Consider the following 17,549-nt stretch of genomic DNA (forward strand, 5'->3'; position numbering starts at 1 on the left):
CCGCCCCTCCTAATACTCAACGTCACTGGACATATATTTAAATTGCAGAACCGAGATCACTATGATCACTATGCCCAGGATGAAAGCTTCCGCCGCCGCCAAGCCGAACTGATAATACTCGAAAGCATGCTGATAGATTAAATAAGCGATCGTCGTTGTGGCGAAGTTAGGCCCCCCCTGTGTCATCACGTAGGTTGCTTCGAACACCTGGAAGGAACCGATCACGCCGGTAATCAGCATATAGAGAGTAGTCGGCTTCAGCAGCGGCCAGGTAATGTTTTTCATTTTGGACCACCAGCCGGCCGCGTCAATCTCCGCCGCTTCGTACAGCGATCTCGGGATTCCCCCCATTGCCGCCAGATAGAGAATGACTCCGCCCCCATGACCGCCTATATAAGTCATCAGCATGAGGGAAAACAAGGCCGAATCGGAGCTGGCCAGCCACATTTGCTGTCCGATTCCGAACCAGCTCAATATGATGTTCATAAGTCCAGACCGGGTGGGATCGAACATCCACAGCCAAATTAACGACATCGTGATCCCCGAGGTAACTGCCGGTAAATAAAACGATGCCTTGAAAAAAGTCTGTGAGCGTTTGTTAAGCGGAAAGATCATCAAGGAAAGGAAAAAGGAAATCAATATATTGACGGGCACCGTGCCCAGCGTATAGATCGTTGTGTTGCCCATCGCCTTCCAGAAGATATCGTTATTCAGCAAATATTTATAATTATCCAGACCTATGAAGGTCGATTGCATGACTCCATATTCCTGAAAGCTCATGACAAAAGCCGTAATCAGAGGATAAACCGTAAACACCAGGAACAACAGGAACGGAAGGGCTATGAAAATATAGCACCAACCGTAATCTTTAATAAATTGTTTAATGTTATCCCATCTGTCATTCGTCGTTTGCGCTGCAACGGTCATAGGTTCAACTCCTTTGGTCTGATCCGTCTGCCCATTCTTCTCCCGCCCAATCGGGTGATGCGAAAAGCTTCTAATTTGGTAAGAAAAGCTGCCATTGAAACGCTTTCGGAGATGTCATCGGGTCCTTTCTTATCATTTAGCTTTTCATGGGGTTAAAAAGGGAAGCCTTCCCGTCGCAGGGCGGGAAGAACTTCATTCGAAATTACTTCAATATGCCTTCCGCAACCTTGGTCCACTGCTGAACGGTCTCTTCCGCCGTCAATTCTCCGGCCAGGAAGCCCTGGAACTTCGGACGAATGCCGTCGTTCAGAATTTGCGATTGTTTCTGCGCCAGATCAGGCTCCAGCTTGGCCCCGGGCACGACATACCCGAGGGTGCGCTGAATAAATTTGCCGTTGTCTGTATTTAGCTGCAGCAAATCCGCAAACATCTCCTGTCCGGATTTGCGGGCCGGCGGGATGAACAGGGTGGCGGCCGTAACGCTCGATTTCGTTCCTGTAATATGCTTCAACACCTTGGCAGCGTTCTCCGTATGCTTGTCCCCTTTATAATTTTTTTGCTTGAACAGCCACATTCCGCCCCCGCCCCCGGTGGCGACCTCCTTCTCACCTTCATTGTGAGGGAAGGGCAGCAGGACAAAGTCGATTTTCTCCCCCTCGATCTTTCCGGCCTCGATCTCTTTATTCCGGTTGTCGTTGAAGCGGACTTGATAGGGACCCGTTCTGCCATAAATTCCGACTTCCCCGGCATTGAACATATCGCCTACCTTCTGAGCATCGATTCCGGCCGTTTCCTTGGGCATGACGCCTTCGTCCATCATTTTCTTCAGGAAATTCAGAGTCTCAACCGCCTTATCGCCGTTCCACATAAACTTTCCGTCCTCTGTGACCGATTTGATGACCCCGTTATTCCGCATTAAATGGGTGAGCGTTTCTTCATTTTTGCCCTGGGTGGCAAATCCGTATATTTTTTTGCCGTTCTCCTCTTTGGAGATCTTCTTGGCAATATCGTAAAATTCTTGCCAGGTCCACCCCTCCTTTTGAATTTTGGCGATATCCGCGCCTGCTTCCTCCATCATTTTCCGGTTGCCGCCCCAAGTATGGATCGAAATCCATTGCGAGATGGCCCACAGCTTGCCGTCGATGCTGAAGTTGTCAATCGCGAACTGCTCCAGATCGGCAAAATCGGCATCGTCCAAGTAATCATCCAGCGGAACGGCCAATCCCGTCTTGATAAATTTAGGCTGCATAACCGAGAAGAAGATGTCGGGAGGATTTCCGGAGTTCAGGGCAATATCGAATTTCTTGTCCCCCTCCTCCCACGAAAGGATTTCATACTTCACCTTAATATCCGGATTCTCGGCTTCGACCTCCGCGATCAATTCCTGCAGATGCTGCTCGTAGCTTTTTTGCCCGGTCTCCGCATTTTCCCGATAGTGAGGGAAAGTCCATACGGTAATTACATCCTTGCCGGATTCGGAGCCTCCGGCTCCTTTGCCGCTGCATCCCGCAGCCGTGGCTGCCAAACAGAAGATGATCGCTAACAGAATCCATTTTCTCATCTTTATTACCCCTCTCCAGATTAATTTGATTCCTTCCGCAGCTTGTCCATTACGCTTGATTTCCTGGATATATTTCGTTCTTAAATTTTAATTTAATTGTAAGAACAGCAAATATAAGGAAGTATATGAGACCAAAAACTCCCCGTTGATTCAAGAGGTTAAAAATAACCATATACAGGTTGTATCCGGTTGCGGTCCCTCCTTCGATTGCTTAATCTTGAAATTATGCTGGTTTGTTTTTATGCCGAGAACGTTTGAAGTGTTGGTAAAACTTTAAGGAGTATAGCGAAGAGATTATGTGCTAGATCTGGGGTGGAGTAAAACTAAAGCGGTTTCAAAAATTATCCATGGATATATTATACATAAACAAAACAAAATTACAAACGATTTTTCTTAATCTTGAAACTTTATTACTATATTTTTATATTAAGCTTTATTATTTTTGGAAAATATCCTACGGGCAGGTTTTGCGGAAGCATCAACAAGGGTCTTTTGAAAAAAACGAACTTGTATTATGATGTAGAAGGGATTTTCATGAGGAGGAATGTTCGCAATGCAACGGCTGCCCGCCTTTATTTTCGCATTAATCAGCGTTATGCTGCTGGTCGGCATCAGCATCTCCATCAGCCTGCACCGGCCATGGCTTGTCCTGCTGCTGTCCATCGCATCCATTTCGTTCATCGGACTCGGCTTCGTTCTCAAAGCAAAAGCCCGCAAACGCGGGCAAGGGAACAGATAATTTTATAAAAGTTTTCTAGGGTAACAAGAAGCCCATCTTCCGTTTAGCTTCCTGCACTGTGGAATTGGCCACTTCCACCGCTTCCCGGGCACCCTTCCGCAAGATGTCATGAATGGCTCCGGAGCTGCGGATTTCTTGATATTTGTGCTGAAGCGGCTCCAGGGTGGCTACAACCTGCTCGGCCAAATCTTTCTTGAAGCTGCCATAGCCCTGACCTTCGTATTTCTCCTCAATTTGCTCAAGCGTCATGTCGGAGCAATGGGAATAAATCGTCATAAGATTGCTGACCTCCGGCTTGTTCACCGGATCAAATTTCACTTCCCTCCCGGAATCCGTGACCGCCCGGCTTATCTTTTTGCGAATGACATCCGGAGGATCCAGCAGAGCAATATAGCTTCCCGGGTTAGGATTGCTCTTGCTCATTTTCTTGGAAGCATCGTCCAGTGACATAATTCTGGCTCCCACCTTAGGCATATACGGCTCAGGAATAAGGAAAGTTTCCCCATACCGCTGGTTGAACCGCTGGGCCAGATCGCGGGTCAGCTCCAGATGCTGCTTCTGATCGTCTCCGACCGGAACCAAATCGGCATTGTACAGCAAAATATCCGCGGCCATCAATGCGGGATATACAAACAGTCCGGCACCGACTGATTCCTTGCCTTCGGACTTGTCTTTAAACTGGGTCATTCGCTCCAATTCCCCCATGTACGACAGGGTCGTCATCATCCAGCCCAGCTCGGCATGGGCCGAAACATGGGATTGAAGGAATACGCTCGCCTTATCCGGATCAATCCCCGCCGCTATGAACAAGGCTGCTACCGATTCCGTCTGTTCCTTTAAAGCTTCCGGTGCTTGCGGCACCGTAATGGCGTGTAAATCAACCACCATGAAATAGCATTGATGGCTGTGTTGAAGCTCGACAAAATTTTTCATCGCCCCGATATAATTTCCGAGAGTGAGCTGTCCGCTCGGCTGAATACCCGATAGTACTTTCTTCATTATCATTTCCTCCCTTGCATTCTGTGAATCGTGTTATCAAACGGTGACGTATGATCTCCGATACGTATAGCCCCGGAAAATAAAAAAGCCTTTCGCCCGCAAGGGACGAAAGACCGTGGTACCACCCTAATTCGCTCAGCGGCTGCTGCCGGCTAAGCCTTGGACTCCTGTAACGTGGAGCTTACGTTCCGCCTACTGCAGATGGTCAGCCCGACGTTGGCCATCCGGTTCGGCTTCATGCTCAAGGACCCATTCAATCGGCAAGCCCCGCCGGTTCGCACCCTCCACCGGCTCTCTTGAGAGACCTGTCCGTCTACTCTTTCCTGTCATAGCATCGTTATGAAACTTTCACAGCAAATTAGAATTTATGGTTATTTATTATACATGGAGATCGGGTTTTGTCAAACGGCCCGTCCATTTTCCCAGATTGGCAGTCCCTATATCCTCTGCTACAATGGAATTAATTACTTACTACAAGCCGTATGACAGCGATTTTAATAACAAAGGAGCCCGATGACTAAATGATCAAGCAGGAACAATGGCATGGAACCGATCTGTATATTCTTGAGAATGAGGAGCTGTCTCTTTCCCTCTGTCCCTCCGTCGGCAACAATGTGATCCGGATATATGATAAAGCAGCCTCCCGCGGAGTGCTGCGGGCACCGGACAGCCTGGATACCCTTCTGGGAAGACCGGTTCATTACGGAACACCGGTGCTTATTCCTCCCAACCGGATTCGCGGAGGTTATTTCAAGGTAGGCGATCAAGAATATCAACTAGATAAAAATGAGAAGAACAATACCGGAAATCACATTCACGGCTTTGCGGTCGGACGGCCTTGGCAAGTAACCGGTTATGAGGAAAACGGAGATACGATCTCGATTACATCGGTCTTCTCGACGTCCGACTTCCCAGAATTGATGAAGCAATATCCGCACGAGCTCACTATTGAAATGACATATGAGCTGAAAGGCTCCTCCCTGCTGCAGAAAGTCAAGGTCCATAACGGCAGCCGCAAGCCGGCACCATTCGGTTACGGACTGCATACCTGGTTCATGCTTGATAACGAACCCCAGAAATGGAAGCTTCGTCTGCCGGTAACCGGAGCCTGGGAGCTTGGCCCGGATACGATGCCAACAGGAAGAATTCTTCCTTTGAACGAAATGGAGGGTCTGCCCGACGGCATCACTCTCGAAGGGGTCGATCTCGATAATGTTTTCCAGATCGGCCATCACCAGCCCTTGGCCGTTCTCTCCCGGGATGGCTATGAAATTCGCTATGTCCCTTCCGAAGAGTTCAAACAATGGGTAATCTATACGATGGGAACGGCCCGGAATTATATCTGTCTAGAACCTTATACTTGGGTGACTAATGCTCCCAACCTCGATATGGACCCCGGGGTGACCGGATTCCGTACCATCGCACCGGGAGATAGCTTCACATTCAATGTCCTGCTGGAAATTAATCGCCAATAGCTGCAGCATAACCGGCCTTGTCGAAGGGCCGGTTTTTGCATGTTTCTCGAACATATCCGCTTCATATCTTCTGGTGCAAATTCCCAGTTTATGTTCTGAGTAGAATTTGATATTTCGTTTATACTACCTATTACTGGAGGTGATACACATGGCACAAGGACAAAGTCGTTCCAGCAACCAACTAGTTGTACCTCAAGCAAACGCGGCTCTTGACCAACTTAAATACGAAGTGGCTCAAGAACTGGGTATCCAAATTCCTCAAGACGGCTACATGGGTTATATGGCTACTCGTGACACAGGTGCAATCGGGGGTCATATTACTCGCCGTCTGGTTCAAATCGCTGAGCAGCAACTGGCTGGACAATTCAGCAGATAAGAATCAGATTGAATCATTTCGCAAATTACAAAAAGGTGACTGTGCAAACAGTCACCTTTTCCAATTCTAATATATTTCTTTAATATTTCTTGAATCCCTTTTCATAACCAAATTCGCCATATTATAATTGGATTCGAACTGTACACTGGCATGCAGAGTTCCCTTTATAAGTGCAAATTCAAATAAAATTTCTCCATGAGTCCAATGCTTCTTATGACGCAAAGATTCAACTGCCATATCTTTAAACATCTTCAAGTGGGATTCGGACAATCCTCTCCCTACCGGTTGGAGCATACCGGATTTACTCTCTATCGGAAAGTGCTTGATTCCAAACTTGCCAATCGTGTTATTTCTAATTTGGACGAAGACGATTCCTGAAGACAAGGATAGAATTTCTTCCCGAATTTCCCGAAATACAAGCTCTATCTGCTTGCTTAATGGCATGTAGTTAAAATTCAATGAAACTCCTCCTTTCGCAAATTATGGGTGAACTGGTTAATAAATGGGTCTTACGACTCATTATACTGCGACTTTTTACTTAATTCAACAAAACTTTCTATTTTATTACAAAAAATGTATACTATATACAAATTTTTGTCGACTTTCGGCAGGTTGTGAAAAGTGAATCCGTTTGCTTATAACGGCCTGCACGACATATAATGATTAGCAAAACAGAAAAAAGGACAGAGGCAGGCGAAAATATGAAACCATTACAAATATCAGCCGAAACAGCCCAGAAGCTGGCTGCCAAGCTAAACGTTCCCCTGGAGCATCTGATGCATATGCCTCAACATATTCTGATGCAGAAGCTCGCAGAATTAGCTCGCCAGGAAGCCCGGTCTGAAACTAGCCCCGATCCAGACAACGGAGCCGGGAAGGGGTCGGAAGAATGATTCCCTTCGAGAATACCTGGCCGTATGAGACTATTAATAAGGACACTTATGTAAATGAATGCCCGTTTTGCGATGCACGGAATGTACTTATTCCGTTGACGGCCAAGGATTTTCAATCCATTCGTTCCGGCGCCAAGAAGCTTCTGGTGTTTCCATGCTGCTACAACAAAATTACCCTCATCGATGCAGATTCCGACTATTTGCTGGCTGACCGGCCGCTGCGCAAACGCCACTAATCAAAAAATAGGACCTTTTTACTATGAAATGGCAGGATTTTTCCATTATGAGTAGAACATATACTCCTTAGGTTCTGTTTTTCCATCCGATAGGATGAATATTTTAGTAAACGAGTGGTTTCCTTGAGTGGCTTTCTCTTCCTACTGACCAATGCATGCACTTTGTTAACCCTATGCTATGCTGCAATTAAATTGCAGAACAAGCTTGGGGCATTTGAGCGAATTGCCGCTCCTCTGATGGCTGGAACGGCTTCCATTCTTCTTATTCTCCAGCCGCTCCCCTTCGGGGAAATCGATTTTGATCTGCGGGCGCTGCCTCTCATCTTGACGGGTCTTCGTTACGGATATCCGATCTCGATGTTGTCCGCCATTCCCCCCTTAACCTACTCCTACCTGATGGTGGGGGGATCATACGAGGCAATTGCCACGCTGCGGGATATTATTATTCCGTGTGTTATCAGTTCCTTTATGTACAGCTCTGAACAAAGCGGGCATTCTATTATTTCCCTGCACCGCAGCTGGCAAATGTCCGCTATCCTATTTGCGGCCCATTGGATGACCGGATGGTACATCAGTCATTCGCTGACCCTTCCCCTCCATTCGGCTATCTCGGTGGCGGCTATCTCCGGTTTATTTCTAGCTGTCCTTATCATGATGAGTAATGAAGAGAACAGGACGTGGTTAATGCAAAGATCCCTGCAGTTGAAGGCTAACCAGGATAATCTTACCGGCCTGCCTAATCTGCGCAGCTTCATGGAAATCGCCGAAAGAACCGTTCAGAAGCATCCTGCTGCCATTCTGATGGTTGATATCGATAACTTCAAGGAGTTTAACGACCGATGGGGACATCCGGAGGGGGACCGACTTCTTCGCGAGGTAGGACAAAGACTCATGCAGCAGATTGGTGACCGAGATTATATCGCCCGTTATGGGGGAGAAGAATTTATTATATTGTCGCCCACCAACGACCTTGCTTATTTATCGGGATTATCCCGTAAATTATGCGACGAAATCTCCCGCCTGTCCTTGGACTATCCGATCACCGCTGAAGAAATTACGATTTCCGTCGGATTGTCCACAACGACGGATAAGAATGAAGGCTTGACCCAGTTGATCATCGAAGCGGACGAAGCTTTGTATGAATCCAAGCATTCCGGGAAAAACCGGTTTACATTACACCGCAAATTATCATCTTGGTCGCTTGCATTAGATAAGAAGGTTAATTAACAAGGATAAACGGCTATCGCCGTCCTTAGGACAGGCGCGTTTACCGATGAAATATAAGAACAGGTATAAGGTGAAAACTTATACTTTCATATATTTGGACAAAAGAAGGGCCTGCATCGAGGCCCTTCTTTCTGCTGCACATGAACCGGACAAGCCAAAAATCCGCTGGGGATTTAAGCTCATAAGGCTTAAGGCTGATTGACAAAATGATACGCCGGACCGCTAAGTCTCTCCAGCATCAGCATACGTAGTGATTCATCCTCCACGGTTTCCTCCAGAGCCTGCCTCATGCAGGCAAGCCACGCCTCGGCCCGTTCCGGTGTGATCGGAAAAGGGAGGTGTCTGGCTCTCATCATCGGATGCCCGTAGGCTTCCGTATACAGTGGGGGCCCCCCGAAGAATTGAGAGAGGAACATATACTGCTTCTCCATAACCGGTGTAATATCTTCCGGAAATATAGGGGACAGAAGCGGATGGGCCTGTACCTTGGGATAGAACGCTTCAACCAGACGGCGGACGGCCTCCGCTCCACCTATTGCTTCGTAGATCGTGCCGGGTGACGATGCTGCCATATTCCTAGCTCCTTATCAATAATCCACATCATCTTCTGTGGAATTAATCAATGTTTCTTTAATTACGAAAACAAATGCACATACAATCAGAGCAGTCACTATACTCGTCATGTCCGTTCACTCCCCACATTTGTTTGTAGCTTTATTGTAACACAAACGCTTTCTTCGTTCAGTAACGGATCAGGCATGGATCTATTTTTTTTTTCATATAGTTTAAGGAGACAACCTTTTCTAACCGTTTATATCGGTCTGTTTTAATTGAATTATTAGTTTTTTTAGCAAAGGAGGGCGTCCCTTGTCCGGTTTACGCTCGAAGCCGTATTACATCGTTCCTGTTCTTGCTGCGGCCATTGCGTTCCTCCTGCTGGCCTATCCCGCCCCTACCCTGGAAGCCGCCGTCCGCGGGGTTTCCATTTGGTGGGACATTCTGTTTCCGGCCTTATTCCCGTTCTTTCTCATTTCGGAGATGATGCTGGGCTTTGGCTTGGTTCATTTTTTCGGAGCGCTGCTTGACCCGATGATGCGTCCATTATTCCGTGTTCCGGGAATTGGCGGCTTCGTAATGGCGATGGGCTTCGCTTCGGGATACCCGGTAGGAGCCCGTTTGACCGCTCAGCTGTGGGAGCAGAAGCTGGTCAACCGGGAGGAGGGGGAGAGGCTGGTCGCGTTCACGACGACGTCCGACCCGGTGTTTCTTATTGGCGCGGTCTCGGTCGGTTTTTTCCACAACGCGAAGCTTGCCGTCCTTCTGGCAGCCGCACACTATGGATCCGCCATTCTTGTCGGGCTGATTATGCGTTTCCATGGACCGAATAAACCCGATTCTCACGCAGGGGACAAAAGCTCCGGATCGATTTTCGTCCGGGCTCTCCGGGAAATGCATAACGCCAGACTTAAGGACGGGCGTCCCTTCGGTACGATGCTGCGTCAAGCGGTGGAATCCTCCCTCCGGATGATCTTCGTTATCGGGGGGCTGGTCGTTTTCTTCTCCGCTATCATGGAGGTACTGCGGCACAGCCACGCCTTGGATTTGTTCTATGCCTCGGTACAGTCCATCTTCCAATGGCTTACTATTCCTCCTGTATTATCCGATTCTCTGGTCAACGGCTTCTTCGAGGTGACTCTCGGTGCCAAGGCGGCCGGGGAAGCCGGAACGCAGATCCCATTATTGTTCAAAACGATTCTGGCTTCCTTCGTCCTTGCCTGGGGAGGCCTGTCCGTCCATGGCCAAATCGTCAGCCTGCTCCATACGACCAATATACGCTACACGCCCTTCCTGACGGCAAGATTGCTTCATGGCCTGCTTGCATCCGTAATGACGGTCGTCTTGTGGAAAGGGCTGCAGCCGGCAGCGGCCCCCGCCTTCTTACCGGCTACGGCCCCTGATTTCTCCCCTGCGGCGTTCCACTGGACCTGGCCGATTCCGATGACGCTCATCGGTTTCGTCCTCCTGCTCGGAGTCATGTGCCTCGCTGCGCTGCTTCATTCTATCTGGGAGAAGCTCGGGCGGGCCGGCAGATAACAGAGCTCCCTGCGGCGCTTATCCATCTGTCCGCATAATGGAAGCTCTTAGAAGGCTTGTTGTGTTCTCCGGTCAGATTCGGTATGATGGGGGGAGAACAACGTTTTAGGAGGATCTCCCTTGAAATATTTTGTTGTGGACCGCGGTGACGAGCTTTCTTTAAGATTAACCGAGCAATTTCATCGGCTTGCCCATTCTTACGGCATGGAACAGAATGAGGAGAAGCCCGATATCGTGCTGTCCATCGGTGGAGACGGGACGATGCTCCATGCTTTTCACCGCTTCCAACATCTTGTGGACGAGCTTTGGTTCGTGGGGATTCATACGGGCCGGCTCGGATTTTATGCCGACTGGACCCCTGACGAGATCGGCCAGTTGGCTAAGCTGATGAATACCCCTCTGGAGGAAAGTAATCTAAGAATAGCCGAATACCCTCTCGCCGAGATTCAGTTTACGACCGCAGACGGGATCGAGACGTATCTGGCGCTCAATGAGTTTACTTTACGGGGAATCGAGGAAACGATGGTCGCCCAGCTTAATATCAATGACGACATGTTCGAAATGTTCAGAGGAGACGGAATATGTATTTCTACTCCGTCCGGAAGCACTGCTTACAACAAAGCGGTGAACGGAGGACTTATTCACCCCTCGCTGGAGGCGATCCAAATTGCGGAGATCGCTTCGATTAACAATCGAGTGTATCGGACGCTGGGCTCTTCCATGATTTTACCCAAGCATCATCATTGCGATATTTATCCCCGAACCAAGAAGAATGTGCAATTGTCTATCGATCACTTATATTCGCAAAGAAATGATGTCTTGTCGATCCGCTGCAAGGTTTCTCCGGACAAGAAGATCAAGTTTGCCCGTTTCCGCCCGTTTCCGTTCTGGAGCCGGGTGCAGAAAGCCTTCATCGGAACCGAGTTTCACTAATTCGTTATTATCGAAGATTTGAAAAATAACCCGTATTTCCTATATGGAGCGGGTTATTTTTTATTTTGGCAAGAGAAAAAGCCCGACTGTAAGCCGCCGGGCTTTAGTTTTTATCATTCTGAGGGCTACCCTGCATGTACCGTTCTCTGGGCTCGGGGCTTAAGCTTCGGCACTGGAGACCGGGCGCGGCCCTTTGGAATTATCTTTGGCCAGAATAAAATAAGCGCAGCCAAAATTGCAATATTCATTCAAATAATCTTCCAATCCGACGATGGAGCTGTCCTTGTTCGCTTTAGGATGCGTTTCCTTGAAGAAGCCCCTTAACCGGAGCTGATTATAACCCCAGTCTCCGACAATGTAGTCGTATCTTTCGAGCACTTCACTATAACGGTCTTTGAATGCCTCGTAATTCCACCCGTTCTTGTGCTCTCTGATTAGCTCGTAAGTATTCCCTCCAACATGAATCATGACGTATCCTCCTTCTTCCAGCCGTCTCCTTCCATTCGTGCTGCCTTGCCAGGACCCATCCGTCGTATGCTTCCACCTCTGTCGGCCGAACAAAATAGACCTGCAGGCTTTTTGAAAATATAAGAAAGTATAAGTTCACCTTATACCTATTTTTATATTTCATCGGTAAACGCGCCTGTCCCAGGGACGGCGATAGCCGTTTATCCTTGGCTCCAATCATCGTATAGCCGGAACAGTCTCGGGAAGGCGGTACTTCATGTCAGCCCCGTATTCCGGACCTGAACATCGATCGATGCTATGACGCCGCTTATTGGGAAGAAGCCGTCGCCGATTGAACCTGCTCGTGTGCATGATAAGAGCTTCTGACGAGAGGGCCGGATTCCACGTGGCTGAAGCCTCGGGCGAGGCCTTCCTTCTTCAGCTCCGCAAATTGCTCCGGAGTATAGAATTGCTTGACCGGAAGATGCTTCTTCGTCGGCTGCAAATATTGCCCAACGGTCAAAATTTGAACGTCGACTTGACGCAAATCGTCCATCGTTTGCAATATTTCGTCCCACGTCTCCCCTACCCCGATCATGATACTTGATTTTGTAGGGATGCTGGGCGCAATTTGTTTGGAACGCTTAAGCAAGGCCAGAGTCCGGCTGTACTTTGCCTTGGATCGAACCTTGTCCGACAGCCTCTCGACCGTCTCTATGTTATGGTTAAGAATATCCGGCTTCGCTTCCAGCACCTTACGCAGCGCCAGGTCATTACCCATGAAATCCGGGATCAGAACCTCGACTCCGCACAACGGAAGACGCTTTCGGACGGCACGAATGGTCTCTGCGAAAATTTGGGCGCCGCCATCCAGCAGTTCATCCCTCGCCACAGACGTAATGACACAATGCCTCAGCCCCATCTGCTCGGCCGCATCCGCGACCCGCCCCGGCTCCAGCATATCCAGCTCTGTAGGCATTCCCGAATTCACCGCACAGAAGCGGCAGGCACGCGTACAGGTATCGCCCAAAATCATGAACGTCGCCGTCCGGTTAGCCCAGCACTCGTAAATGTTGGGGCATTTCGCCTCTTCACATACGGTATGTAGAGTTTTGGAGCGCATCATTCTCTTAATTTCTTTATAATTGTCATTGGTTTCCAGCTTCGTCTTCAGCCATTCCGGCTTTCTTTGCCGTTCGTTAGACATCTTTATCCTCGCTTTCTCTCCGGCATCCAAATAAGCATGTCAGCAATATTTTTTACAATTAAACGTATTATAACACAAGCTGTCCGACAAACCACAATAGCCTATAGAACCGCGCACGGGGCTAGATTGAATCAAGACCGTTCCATTCAATTACGGGAGAAAAGGGGACGGTCCCGGCGGATTATAAACAGGCCATAGGGGCCGGGAAGCATCATTGCCCGCGGCTCTTGCCTCTCTGCGAATACCAGGCGGTCTCTTCAACAAACTGCCGCAGGGAATCGTCCAGACGGCCTTTAATAGCTTCGCTCAGCTCGATTGAGCCTTGTTCATTGCGAGTCACTTCGGAATCGACAATATACACTCCGCCCAGCATATATCTGGCCGCTAGGGCAGAAAGTACCGGCTTTAACGAGTAATCGATCGATAACAGATGAGCCATCGTGCCGCCCATAAATATAGGCAGAATCAATTTATCGGCCAATCCTCTCTGCGGTATTAAATCGAGGAATGTTTTTAGAACGCCGGTATAAGACGCTTTATAAACGGGACTGGCTATAAGGATGGCGTCGGCCTGCTCGACCAAGGCGTTGGCCTGAACAATGGACGGGCTGTCAAACCGGGCCAGAATCAAATCTTCTGCGGGAAGATCCGCAACATTAATCCATTCGGTCTGCATTCCGCTGGCCTGCAATACTTCTTGCGCATATTGAATAACGGAGGTCAGTCTGGACGTTTTGGACGGACTTCCGAAAATAATCACGGCTTTGCTCATCTCAACTACTCCTATCTGTTTTATTTTGTTAAGAATTACGGGTTTGCCCCGGATTGAGGCCGTTTGCTCGTTAAAGCAGCGGATAACCTCAATGAACGACATTCGTATCTTCTCCGATTGTACCACTCGGAATGAAGATCAACAATCATTTGAAGCTATCCGGAGTACATATTCCTCTGCTTTTTCCGGTTGGATAACCGGCCTCGAATTCTGAAGGAAGCCGGATACGCTTACCTAAATTTATGGTAAGATAGGGATAGCGAATATCGGAGGAGGAGAACTATGGACAGACCGTTAACAATACATGAGAAAGATTTGAAGTTCGGAGAAATTCTGCGTGAGATGGGGAAAGTAATGGTCGCTTTCTCCGGGGGAGTGGACAGCACCTTCGTCCTCAAACGGGCTCAGCAAGAGCTAGGGGACCATGTGCTCGCCGTAACGGCCGCCTCGGAAACCTTCCCGAGCCGGGAATTCGATGCAGCCGTGAAGCTCGCCGAAGAGATGGGCGTCTCCCTGTACAAGACGGAAGTCAAAGAGCTGGAGAACGCCTCTTTCGTAGCGAATAATCCGGACCGCTGCTATCACTGCAAGACAGGTCTGTATATTCATCTGCAAAATTTGGCCAAAGAGATGGGATACCCCTATCTGCTCGATGGCTCCAACGTAGACGATCTGGGCGATTACCGCCCCGGTCTTAAAGCCAAGAATGAACAAGGAGTGCGCAGCCCACTGCAGGAAGCGGGACTGACCAAGAACGAGATCCGGCTGCTTTCCAAAGATTTGGGCCTGCCTACCTGGAACAAGCCCGCATTCGCCTGCCTATCCTCGCGGATTCCTTATGGCACCCGGATAGAGAAATATAAAATCGACCAGTTGGATGAAGCCGAATATTATCTGAATAAGCTCGGCTTCTATCAGGTGCGGGTCCGGCACCATGACAAAATTGCCCGTATTGAGGTCATGCCGGAGGAGCTGCCCAAGGTGCTGGAGCACCGGGAGGAAATATATGCGAAATTGACCTCCATTGGCTTCACCTTCGTCACTCTGGATCTTCAGGGCTACCGCACCGGCAGCCTGAACGAAGTCCTGAGCGAATCAACCAAACAAAAAGTGAGAGAAGCTTCTGTATGAGTACATTGGAAGATATTCTTAAACAGGTACAATCGGGAGAATTGGATATTGAAGCTGCCAAGAATCAGCTGACCGAGCATTGGCAAAGCCAAACCGTAGCCGAGCTCGGCTTCGCGCAGATTGATACGGACCGGGAACGCAGAGTCGGGTTCCCGGAAGTTATATTCGGCGAGGGCAAGTCGGCGGAACAGATGATCGCGATCATGAAACGGATGAAGGAGCACTCGGACCGTATACTGGCCACCCGGGTGGACCAGGCGAAGGCCGATGCCATCCTCGCGGAAATCGACGGGGCCGCTTATCATCCGACCGCTAGAGCGATCACGTGGTTCCGCCATCCGATGCTGAAGGTGCACGACGGTTATATAGCCGTCGTGTGCGCCGGCACATCGGACATGCCCGTTGCCGAAGAGGCCGCGCTCACCGCGGAATGCATGGGCAGCCATGTGGAACGGGTGTATGATGTCGGCGTGGCCGGCATCCATCGGCTGTTCCGCAGGCTGCCGCTCATTCGCGGAGCGAACGCGGTGGTCGTAGCCGCCGGCATGGAAGGCGCGCTGGCCAGCGTTGTAGGCGGGCTGGTGTCCAAGCCGGTCATCGCTGTGCCTACAAGCATCGGCTACGGAGCCAGCTTCCAGGGCGTGGCCGCCCTGCTCGCCATGCTCAATGCATGCGCCCCCGGGATCAGTGTCGTCAATATTGACAACGGATTCGGGGCAGGCTATTATGCGGGATTGATAAATCAAAATATGGCAAAAAGGTTGTGATGCCCTGTGAGAATCGCATATTTGGATTGCTTCTCCGGAATAAGCGGAGACATGACCCTTGCAGCGCTGGTGGATGCGGGAGCGGACCGCGGGTATATTGAGAGAGAATTGACTAAGCTCAATGTCGAACCCTTTACATTAGAATGGAAAAGAGTGGACAAATGCGGAATTTCCGCACTTAAGATGAACGTCATCCTTGATCCGGAGTCCTTGCCGCAGCATCACAGACATTACTCGGATATTGTGCGGATGATTGAACAAGCCGGTTTCAGCGACCGGGCCCGGACACTTAGTCTCGCTATATTCGAAAAGATTGGCATTGCGGAAGGCAAGATCCATAATCTTCCCCTCGATCGAGTCCATTTTCACGAGGTGGGAGCCATCGATTCCATCGTCGATGTCATCGGGGTCGCCCTCGCCCTGGATTCTCTGCAAGTGGAACAAATCATATCGTCTCCGGTTCCGCTTGGCCATGGCAAGGTTCGCTGCGACCACGGATTATACCCGGTTCCGGCCCCGGCGACTCTGGAAATGATGAAAGGCCTGCCGATTGCAGAATGTCCCTTCGCCATGGAGATGACTACACCGACCGGTGCCGGAATTGTCGCCGGTATTGTGGATCAGTTCTCACCTGCACTGCCGCCGATGATAATTGAAGAAATCGGCTATGGGGCCGGAACGCGCAATCTACCCAATCAGCCCAACGTATTGAGGGCAGTTATTGGAGAGGCACAGCCGAAGCCGTCCGCCTCGGTCGCAGCCGTTTATATTGCCGGGCACCACCATGGGCATGAGCATCACGAGCACGATCACGGGCATCACCATCATCATGGACACGGGCATCACGAGCATGAACACGGGCATCAACACCATCATGGACACGAGCATCACGAGCACGAGCATGGGCATCAACACCATCATGAGCATGAGCATCACGAGCATGAACACGGGCATCAACACCATCATGAGCATGAGCATCACGAGCACGAGCACGAGCATGGGCATCACCATCATCATGGACACGAGCATCATGAGCATGAACATGGGCATCACCATCACCATGGACACGAGCATCACGAGCACGAGCACGAGCATGGGCATCACCACCATCATGGACACAAGCATCACGAGCATAAACATGGGCATCACCACCATCATGGACACGAGCATCATGAGCATGAACATGGGCATCACCACCATCATGAGCATGAGCATCACGAGCATGAACACGGACATCACCACCATCATGAGCATGAGCAGCCGGAAAAAAACGAAAATTAAGGGGCCCCGGCCCCTTTTCCACTTTAAGAGAAACCTCTTGCTTTTCACCATAATTAACATAGTAAGAACTATGCGTGAGAAGGCCTGAACCGACAAAACCGTGGTAGCTTCCGAAAAAAAGCGAGGGCTAGTGTACAATTTCCCACTAACATTCGCCCTACTCTTTTATCGCTGCCCAGTCAAAGGATGGTCAAGGGAAAGCCGCACGTCGCATCCCGGTCGATCGTCCCAAAGACGAGCAAAAATGCATTAGAATCCTCCCTTTTTCCAAAAAGAAGGCTAAAGACGCTCAAAAGTGCAGGTCTTTTTGCCAAAATGGGGGCCATTTCGCAAAAATCGCTCCAAAGACCTGCATTATTGCTCTAGAATTAAGCATTTCGCCGATTTTTAGGGAAAAGACCTGCAGTTTCTCCACGGCCCCCTAACGAAACTGGAGTCCTACCCTACAATATATTATTGTATTTCTTAGGGAGGCGACCAGTAT

Annotated in this window: 19 protein-coding genes and 1 other annotated feature; of the genes, 11 read left to right on the forward strand and 8 right to left on the reverse strand. The window is 49.5% G+C overall.

Annotation, left to right across the window (positions count from 1 at the left end):
* Positions 1-9: 9 nt before the first annotated feature.
* Both ACTHRH_RS10200 and ACTHRH_RS10205 read right to left on the reverse strand, forming a co-directional pair.
* A complete protein-coding gene (locus ACTHRH_RS10200) occupies positions 10-927 on the reverse strand; it encodes a carbohydrate ABC transporter permease (protein ID WP_150960154.1) in 918 nt (305 codons plus the stop codon).
* Positions 928-1,129: 202 nt separating this feature from the next.
* Positions 1,130-2,488, reverse strand: coding sequence for an ABC transporter substrate-binding protein (locus ACTHRH_RS10205; RefSeq protein ID WP_150960155.1), 1,359 nt, complete (start codon positions 2,486-2,488; stop codon positions 1,130-1,132).
* A 553-nt stretch (positions 2,489-3,041) separates the two neighbouring features.
* On the opposite strand from ACTHRH_RS10205, the gene ACTHRH_RS10210 reads away from it, so the two are divergent.
* Positions 3,042-3,227 carry a DUF5325 family protein gene (locus ACTHRH_RS10210; protein ID WP_144932395.1) on the forward strand — a complete coding sequence of 62 codons (186 nt, stop codon included), beginning with the start codon at positions 3,042-3,044 and terminating at the stop codon, positions 3,225-3,227.
* Between the two features lie 15 nt (positions 3,228-3,242).
* Here ACTHRH_RS10210 and trpS read toward each other — a convergent pair whose 3' ends face one another.
* Complete coding sequence (gene trpS / locus ACTHRH_RS10215; RefSeq protein ID WP_379285903.1) at positions 3,243-4,226, reverse strand: tryptophan--tRNA ligase; 984 nt, start codon at positions 4,224-4,226, stop codon at positions 3,243-3,245.
* 98 nt (positions 4,227-4,324) lie between these two features.
* Positions 4,325-4,565 (reverse strand) — a binding site (T-box leader).
* Between the two features lie 182 nt (positions 4,566-4,747).
* On the opposite strand from trpS, the gene ACTHRH_RS10220 reads away from it, so the two are divergent.
* Together ACTHRH_RS10220 and ACTHRH_RS10225 are read left to right on the forward strand one after the other, a co-directional pair.
* Positions 4,748-5,701 (forward strand): aldose 1-epimerase, encoded by a 954-nt coding sequence (locus tag ACTHRH_RS10220; protein ID WP_379285901.1) that lies wholly within the window; start codon positions 4,748-4,750, stop codon positions 5,699-5,701.
* Between the two features lie 148 nt (positions 5,702-5,849).
* Positions 5,850-6,077, forward strand: coding sequence for an alpha/beta-type small acid-soluble spore protein (locus tag ACTHRH_RS10225; protein ID WP_144932400.1), 228 nt, complete (start codon positions 5,850-5,852; stop codon positions 6,075-6,077).
* A gap of 66 nt (positions 6,078-6,143) precedes the next feature.
* Here ACTHRH_RS10225 and ACTHRH_RS10230 read toward each other — a convergent pair whose 3' ends face one another.
* Positions 6,144-6,521, reverse strand: coding sequence for an O-methyltransferase (locus ACTHRH_RS10230; protein WP_144932541.1), 378 nt, complete (start codon positions 6,519-6,521; stop codon positions 6,144-6,146).
* A gap of 257 nt (positions 6,522-6,778) precedes the next feature.
* Between ACTHRH_RS10230 and ACTHRH_RS10235 the strand changes: the two genes are divergently transcribed.
* From ACTHRH_RS10235 to ACTHRH_RS10245, 3 genes are all read left to right on the forward strand, one after another.
* Positions 6,779-6,970: a YycC family protein gene (locus ACTHRH_RS10235; protein ID WP_144932402.1), complete on the forward strand. Its 192-nt coding sequence runs from the start codon at positions 6,779-6,781 to the stop codon at positions 6,968-6,970.
* Complete coding sequence (locus tag ACTHRH_RS10240; RefSeq protein WP_144932404.1) at positions 6,967-7,206, forward strand: hypothetical protein; 240 nt, start codon at positions 6,967-6,969, stop codon at positions 7,204-7,206. The genes ACTHRH_RS10235 and ACTHRH_RS10240 overlap by 4 nt, the downstream gene beginning before the upstream one ends.
* Before the next feature lie 123 nt (positions 7,207-7,329).
* Complete coding sequence (locus ACTHRH_RS10245; RefSeq protein WP_440415383.1) at positions 7,330-8,433, forward strand: GGDEF domain-containing protein; 1,104 nt, start codon at positions 7,330-7,332, stop codon at positions 8,431-8,433.
* Between the two features lie 188 nt (positions 8,434-8,621).
* Here ACTHRH_RS10245 and ACTHRH_RS10250 read toward each other — a convergent pair whose 3' ends face one another.
* Positions 8,622-9,005 (reverse strand): globin domain-containing protein, encoded by a 384-nt coding sequence (locus ACTHRH_RS10250; protein WP_379285896.1) that lies wholly within the window; start codon positions 9,003-9,005, stop codon positions 8,622-8,624.
* A 295-nt stretch (positions 9,006-9,300) separates the two neighbouring features.
* On the opposite strand from ACTHRH_RS10250, the gene ylbJ reads away from it, so the two are divergent.
* Both ylbJ and ACTHRH_RS10260 read left to right on the forward strand, forming a co-directional pair.
* Positions 9,301-10,527: a sporulation integral membrane protein YlbJ gene (ylbJ, locus tag ACTHRH_RS10255; protein WP_440415385.1), complete on the forward strand. Its 1,227-nt coding sequence runs from the start codon at positions 9,301-9,303 to the stop codon at positions 10,525-10,527.
* A 120-nt stretch (positions 10,528-10,647) separates the two neighbouring features.
* Positions 10,648-11,460, forward strand: coding sequence for an NAD kinase (locus tag ACTHRH_RS10260; RefSeq protein WP_144932412.1), 813 nt, complete (start codon positions 10,648-10,650; stop codon positions 11,458-11,460).
* 159 nt (positions 11,461-11,619) lie between these two features.
* Here ACTHRH_RS10260 and ACTHRH_RS10265 read toward each other — a convergent pair whose 3' ends face one another.
* From ACTHRH_RS10265 to ssuE, 3 genes are all read right to left on the reverse strand, one after another.
* Positions 11,620-11,928, reverse strand: a complete 309-nt coding sequence (locus ACTHRH_RS10265) for a YutD family protein (protein WP_144932414.1) — start codon at positions 11,926-11,928, stop codon at positions 11,620-11,622.
* Positions 11,929-12,235: 307 nt separating this feature from the next.
* Positions 12,236-13,114, reverse strand: a complete 879-nt coding sequence (lipA, locus tag ACTHRH_RS10270) for a lipoyl synthase (protein WP_144932416.1) — start codon at positions 13,112-13,114, stop codon at positions 12,236-12,238.
* 211 nt (positions 13,115-13,325) lie between these two features.
* A complete protein-coding gene (ssuE, locus tag ACTHRH_RS10275) occupies positions 13,326-13,886 on the reverse strand; it encodes an NADPH-dependent FMN reductase (RefSeq protein ID WP_144932418.1) in 561 nt (186 codons plus the stop codon).
* 282 nt (positions 13,887-14,168) lie between these two features.
* Here ssuE and larE point away from each other — a divergent pair, with 282 nt between their 5' ends.
* Genes larE through ACTHRH_RS10290 form a run of 3 tightly spaced genes read left to right on the forward strand, consistent with a single transcriptional unit; the run spans position 14,169 to position 17,065 of the window.
* On the forward strand, positions 14,169-15,017 hold the full coding sequence (gene larE, locus ACTHRH_RS10280; protein WP_144932420.1) for an ATP-dependent sacrificial sulfur transferase LarE: 849 nt from the start codon (positions 14,169-14,171) through the stop codon (positions 15,015-15,017).
* The gene (gene larB / locus ACTHRH_RS10285; protein WP_144932422.1) at positions 15,014-15,784 is read left to right on the forward strand and encodes a nickel pincer cofactor biosynthesis protein LarB; all 771 of its coding nucleotides are present in this window, start codon (positions 15,014-15,016) and stop codon (positions 15,782-15,784) included. Before larE ends, larB begins: the two co-directional genes overlap by 4 nt.
* Positions 15,785-15,790: 6 nt before the next feature.
* Positions 15,791-17,065 (forward strand): LarC family nickel insertion protein, encoded by a 1,275-nt coding sequence (locus tag ACTHRH_RS10290; RefSeq protein WP_440415389.1) that lies wholly within the window; start codon positions 15,791-15,793, stop codon positions 17,063-17,065.
* Positions 17,066-17,549 lie beyond the last annotated feature (484 nt).

It is taken from the genome of Paenibacillus sp. SAFN-117, assembly GCF_051966115.1.
Taxonomy (GTDB): Bacteria; Bacillota; Bacilli; order Paenibacillales; family NBRC-103111; genus Paenibacillus_L; species Paenibacillus_L residui.

Coding starts and splice junctions, on each gene's coding strand:
- larB (WP_144932422.1), top strand. CDS start 15,014: ATGAGTACATTGGAAGATATTCTTAAACAGGTACAATCGGGAGAATTG.
- lipA (WP_144932416.1), bottom strand. CDS start 13,114: ATGTCTAACGAACGGCAAAGAAAGCCGGAATGGCTGAAGACGAAGCTG.
- ACTHRH_RS10250 (WP_379285896.1), bottom strand. CDS start 9,005: ATGGCAGCATCGTCACCCGGCACGATCTACGAAGCAATAGGTGGAGCG.
- ACTHRH_RS10235 (WP_144932402.1), top strand. CDS start 6,779: ATGAAACCATTACAAATATCAGCCGAAACAGCCCAGAAGCTGGCTGCC.
- ACTHRH_RS10240 (WP_144932404.1), top strand. CDS start 6,967: ATGATTCCCTTCGAGAATACCTGGCCGTATGAGACTATTAATAAGGAC.
- ACTHRH_RS10220 (WP_379285901.1), top strand. CDS start 4,748: ATGATCAAGCAGGAACAATGGCATGGAACCGATCTGTATATTCTTGAG.
- ACTHRH_RS10205 (WP_150960155.1), bottom strand. CDS start 2,488: ATGAGAAAATGGATTCTGTTAGCGATCATCTTCTGTTTGGCAGCCACG.
- trpS (WP_379285903.1), bottom strand. CDS start 4,226: ATGAAGAAAGTACTATCGGGTATTCAGCCGAGCGGACAGCTCACTCTC.
- ACTHRH_RS10265 (WP_144932414.1), bottom strand. CDS start 11,928: ATGATTCATGTTGGAGGGAATACTTACGAGCTAATCAGAGAGCACAAG.
- ACTHRH_RS10210 (WP_144932395.1), top strand. CDS start 3,042: ATGCAACGGCTGCCCGCCTTTATTTTCGCATTAATCAGCGTTATGCTG.
- ACTHRH_RS10230 (WP_144932541.1), bottom strand. CDS start 6,521: ATGCCATTAAGCAAGCAGATAGAGCTTGTATTTCGGGAAATTCGGGAA.
- larE (WP_144932420.1), top strand. CDS start 14,169: ATGGACAGACCGTTAACAATACATGAGAAAGATTTGAAGTTCGGAGAA.
- ssuE (WP_144932418.1), bottom strand. CDS start 13,886: ATGAGCAAAGCCGTGATTATTTTCGGAAGTCCGTCCAAAACGTCCAGA.
- ACTHRH_RS10200 (WP_150960154.1), bottom strand. CDS start 927: ATGACCGTTGCAGCGCAAACGACGAATGACAGATGGGATAACATTAAA.
- ACTHRH_RS10225 (WP_144932400.1), top strand. CDS start 5,850: ATGGCACAAGGACAAAGTCGTTCCAGCAACCAACTAGTTGTACCTCAA.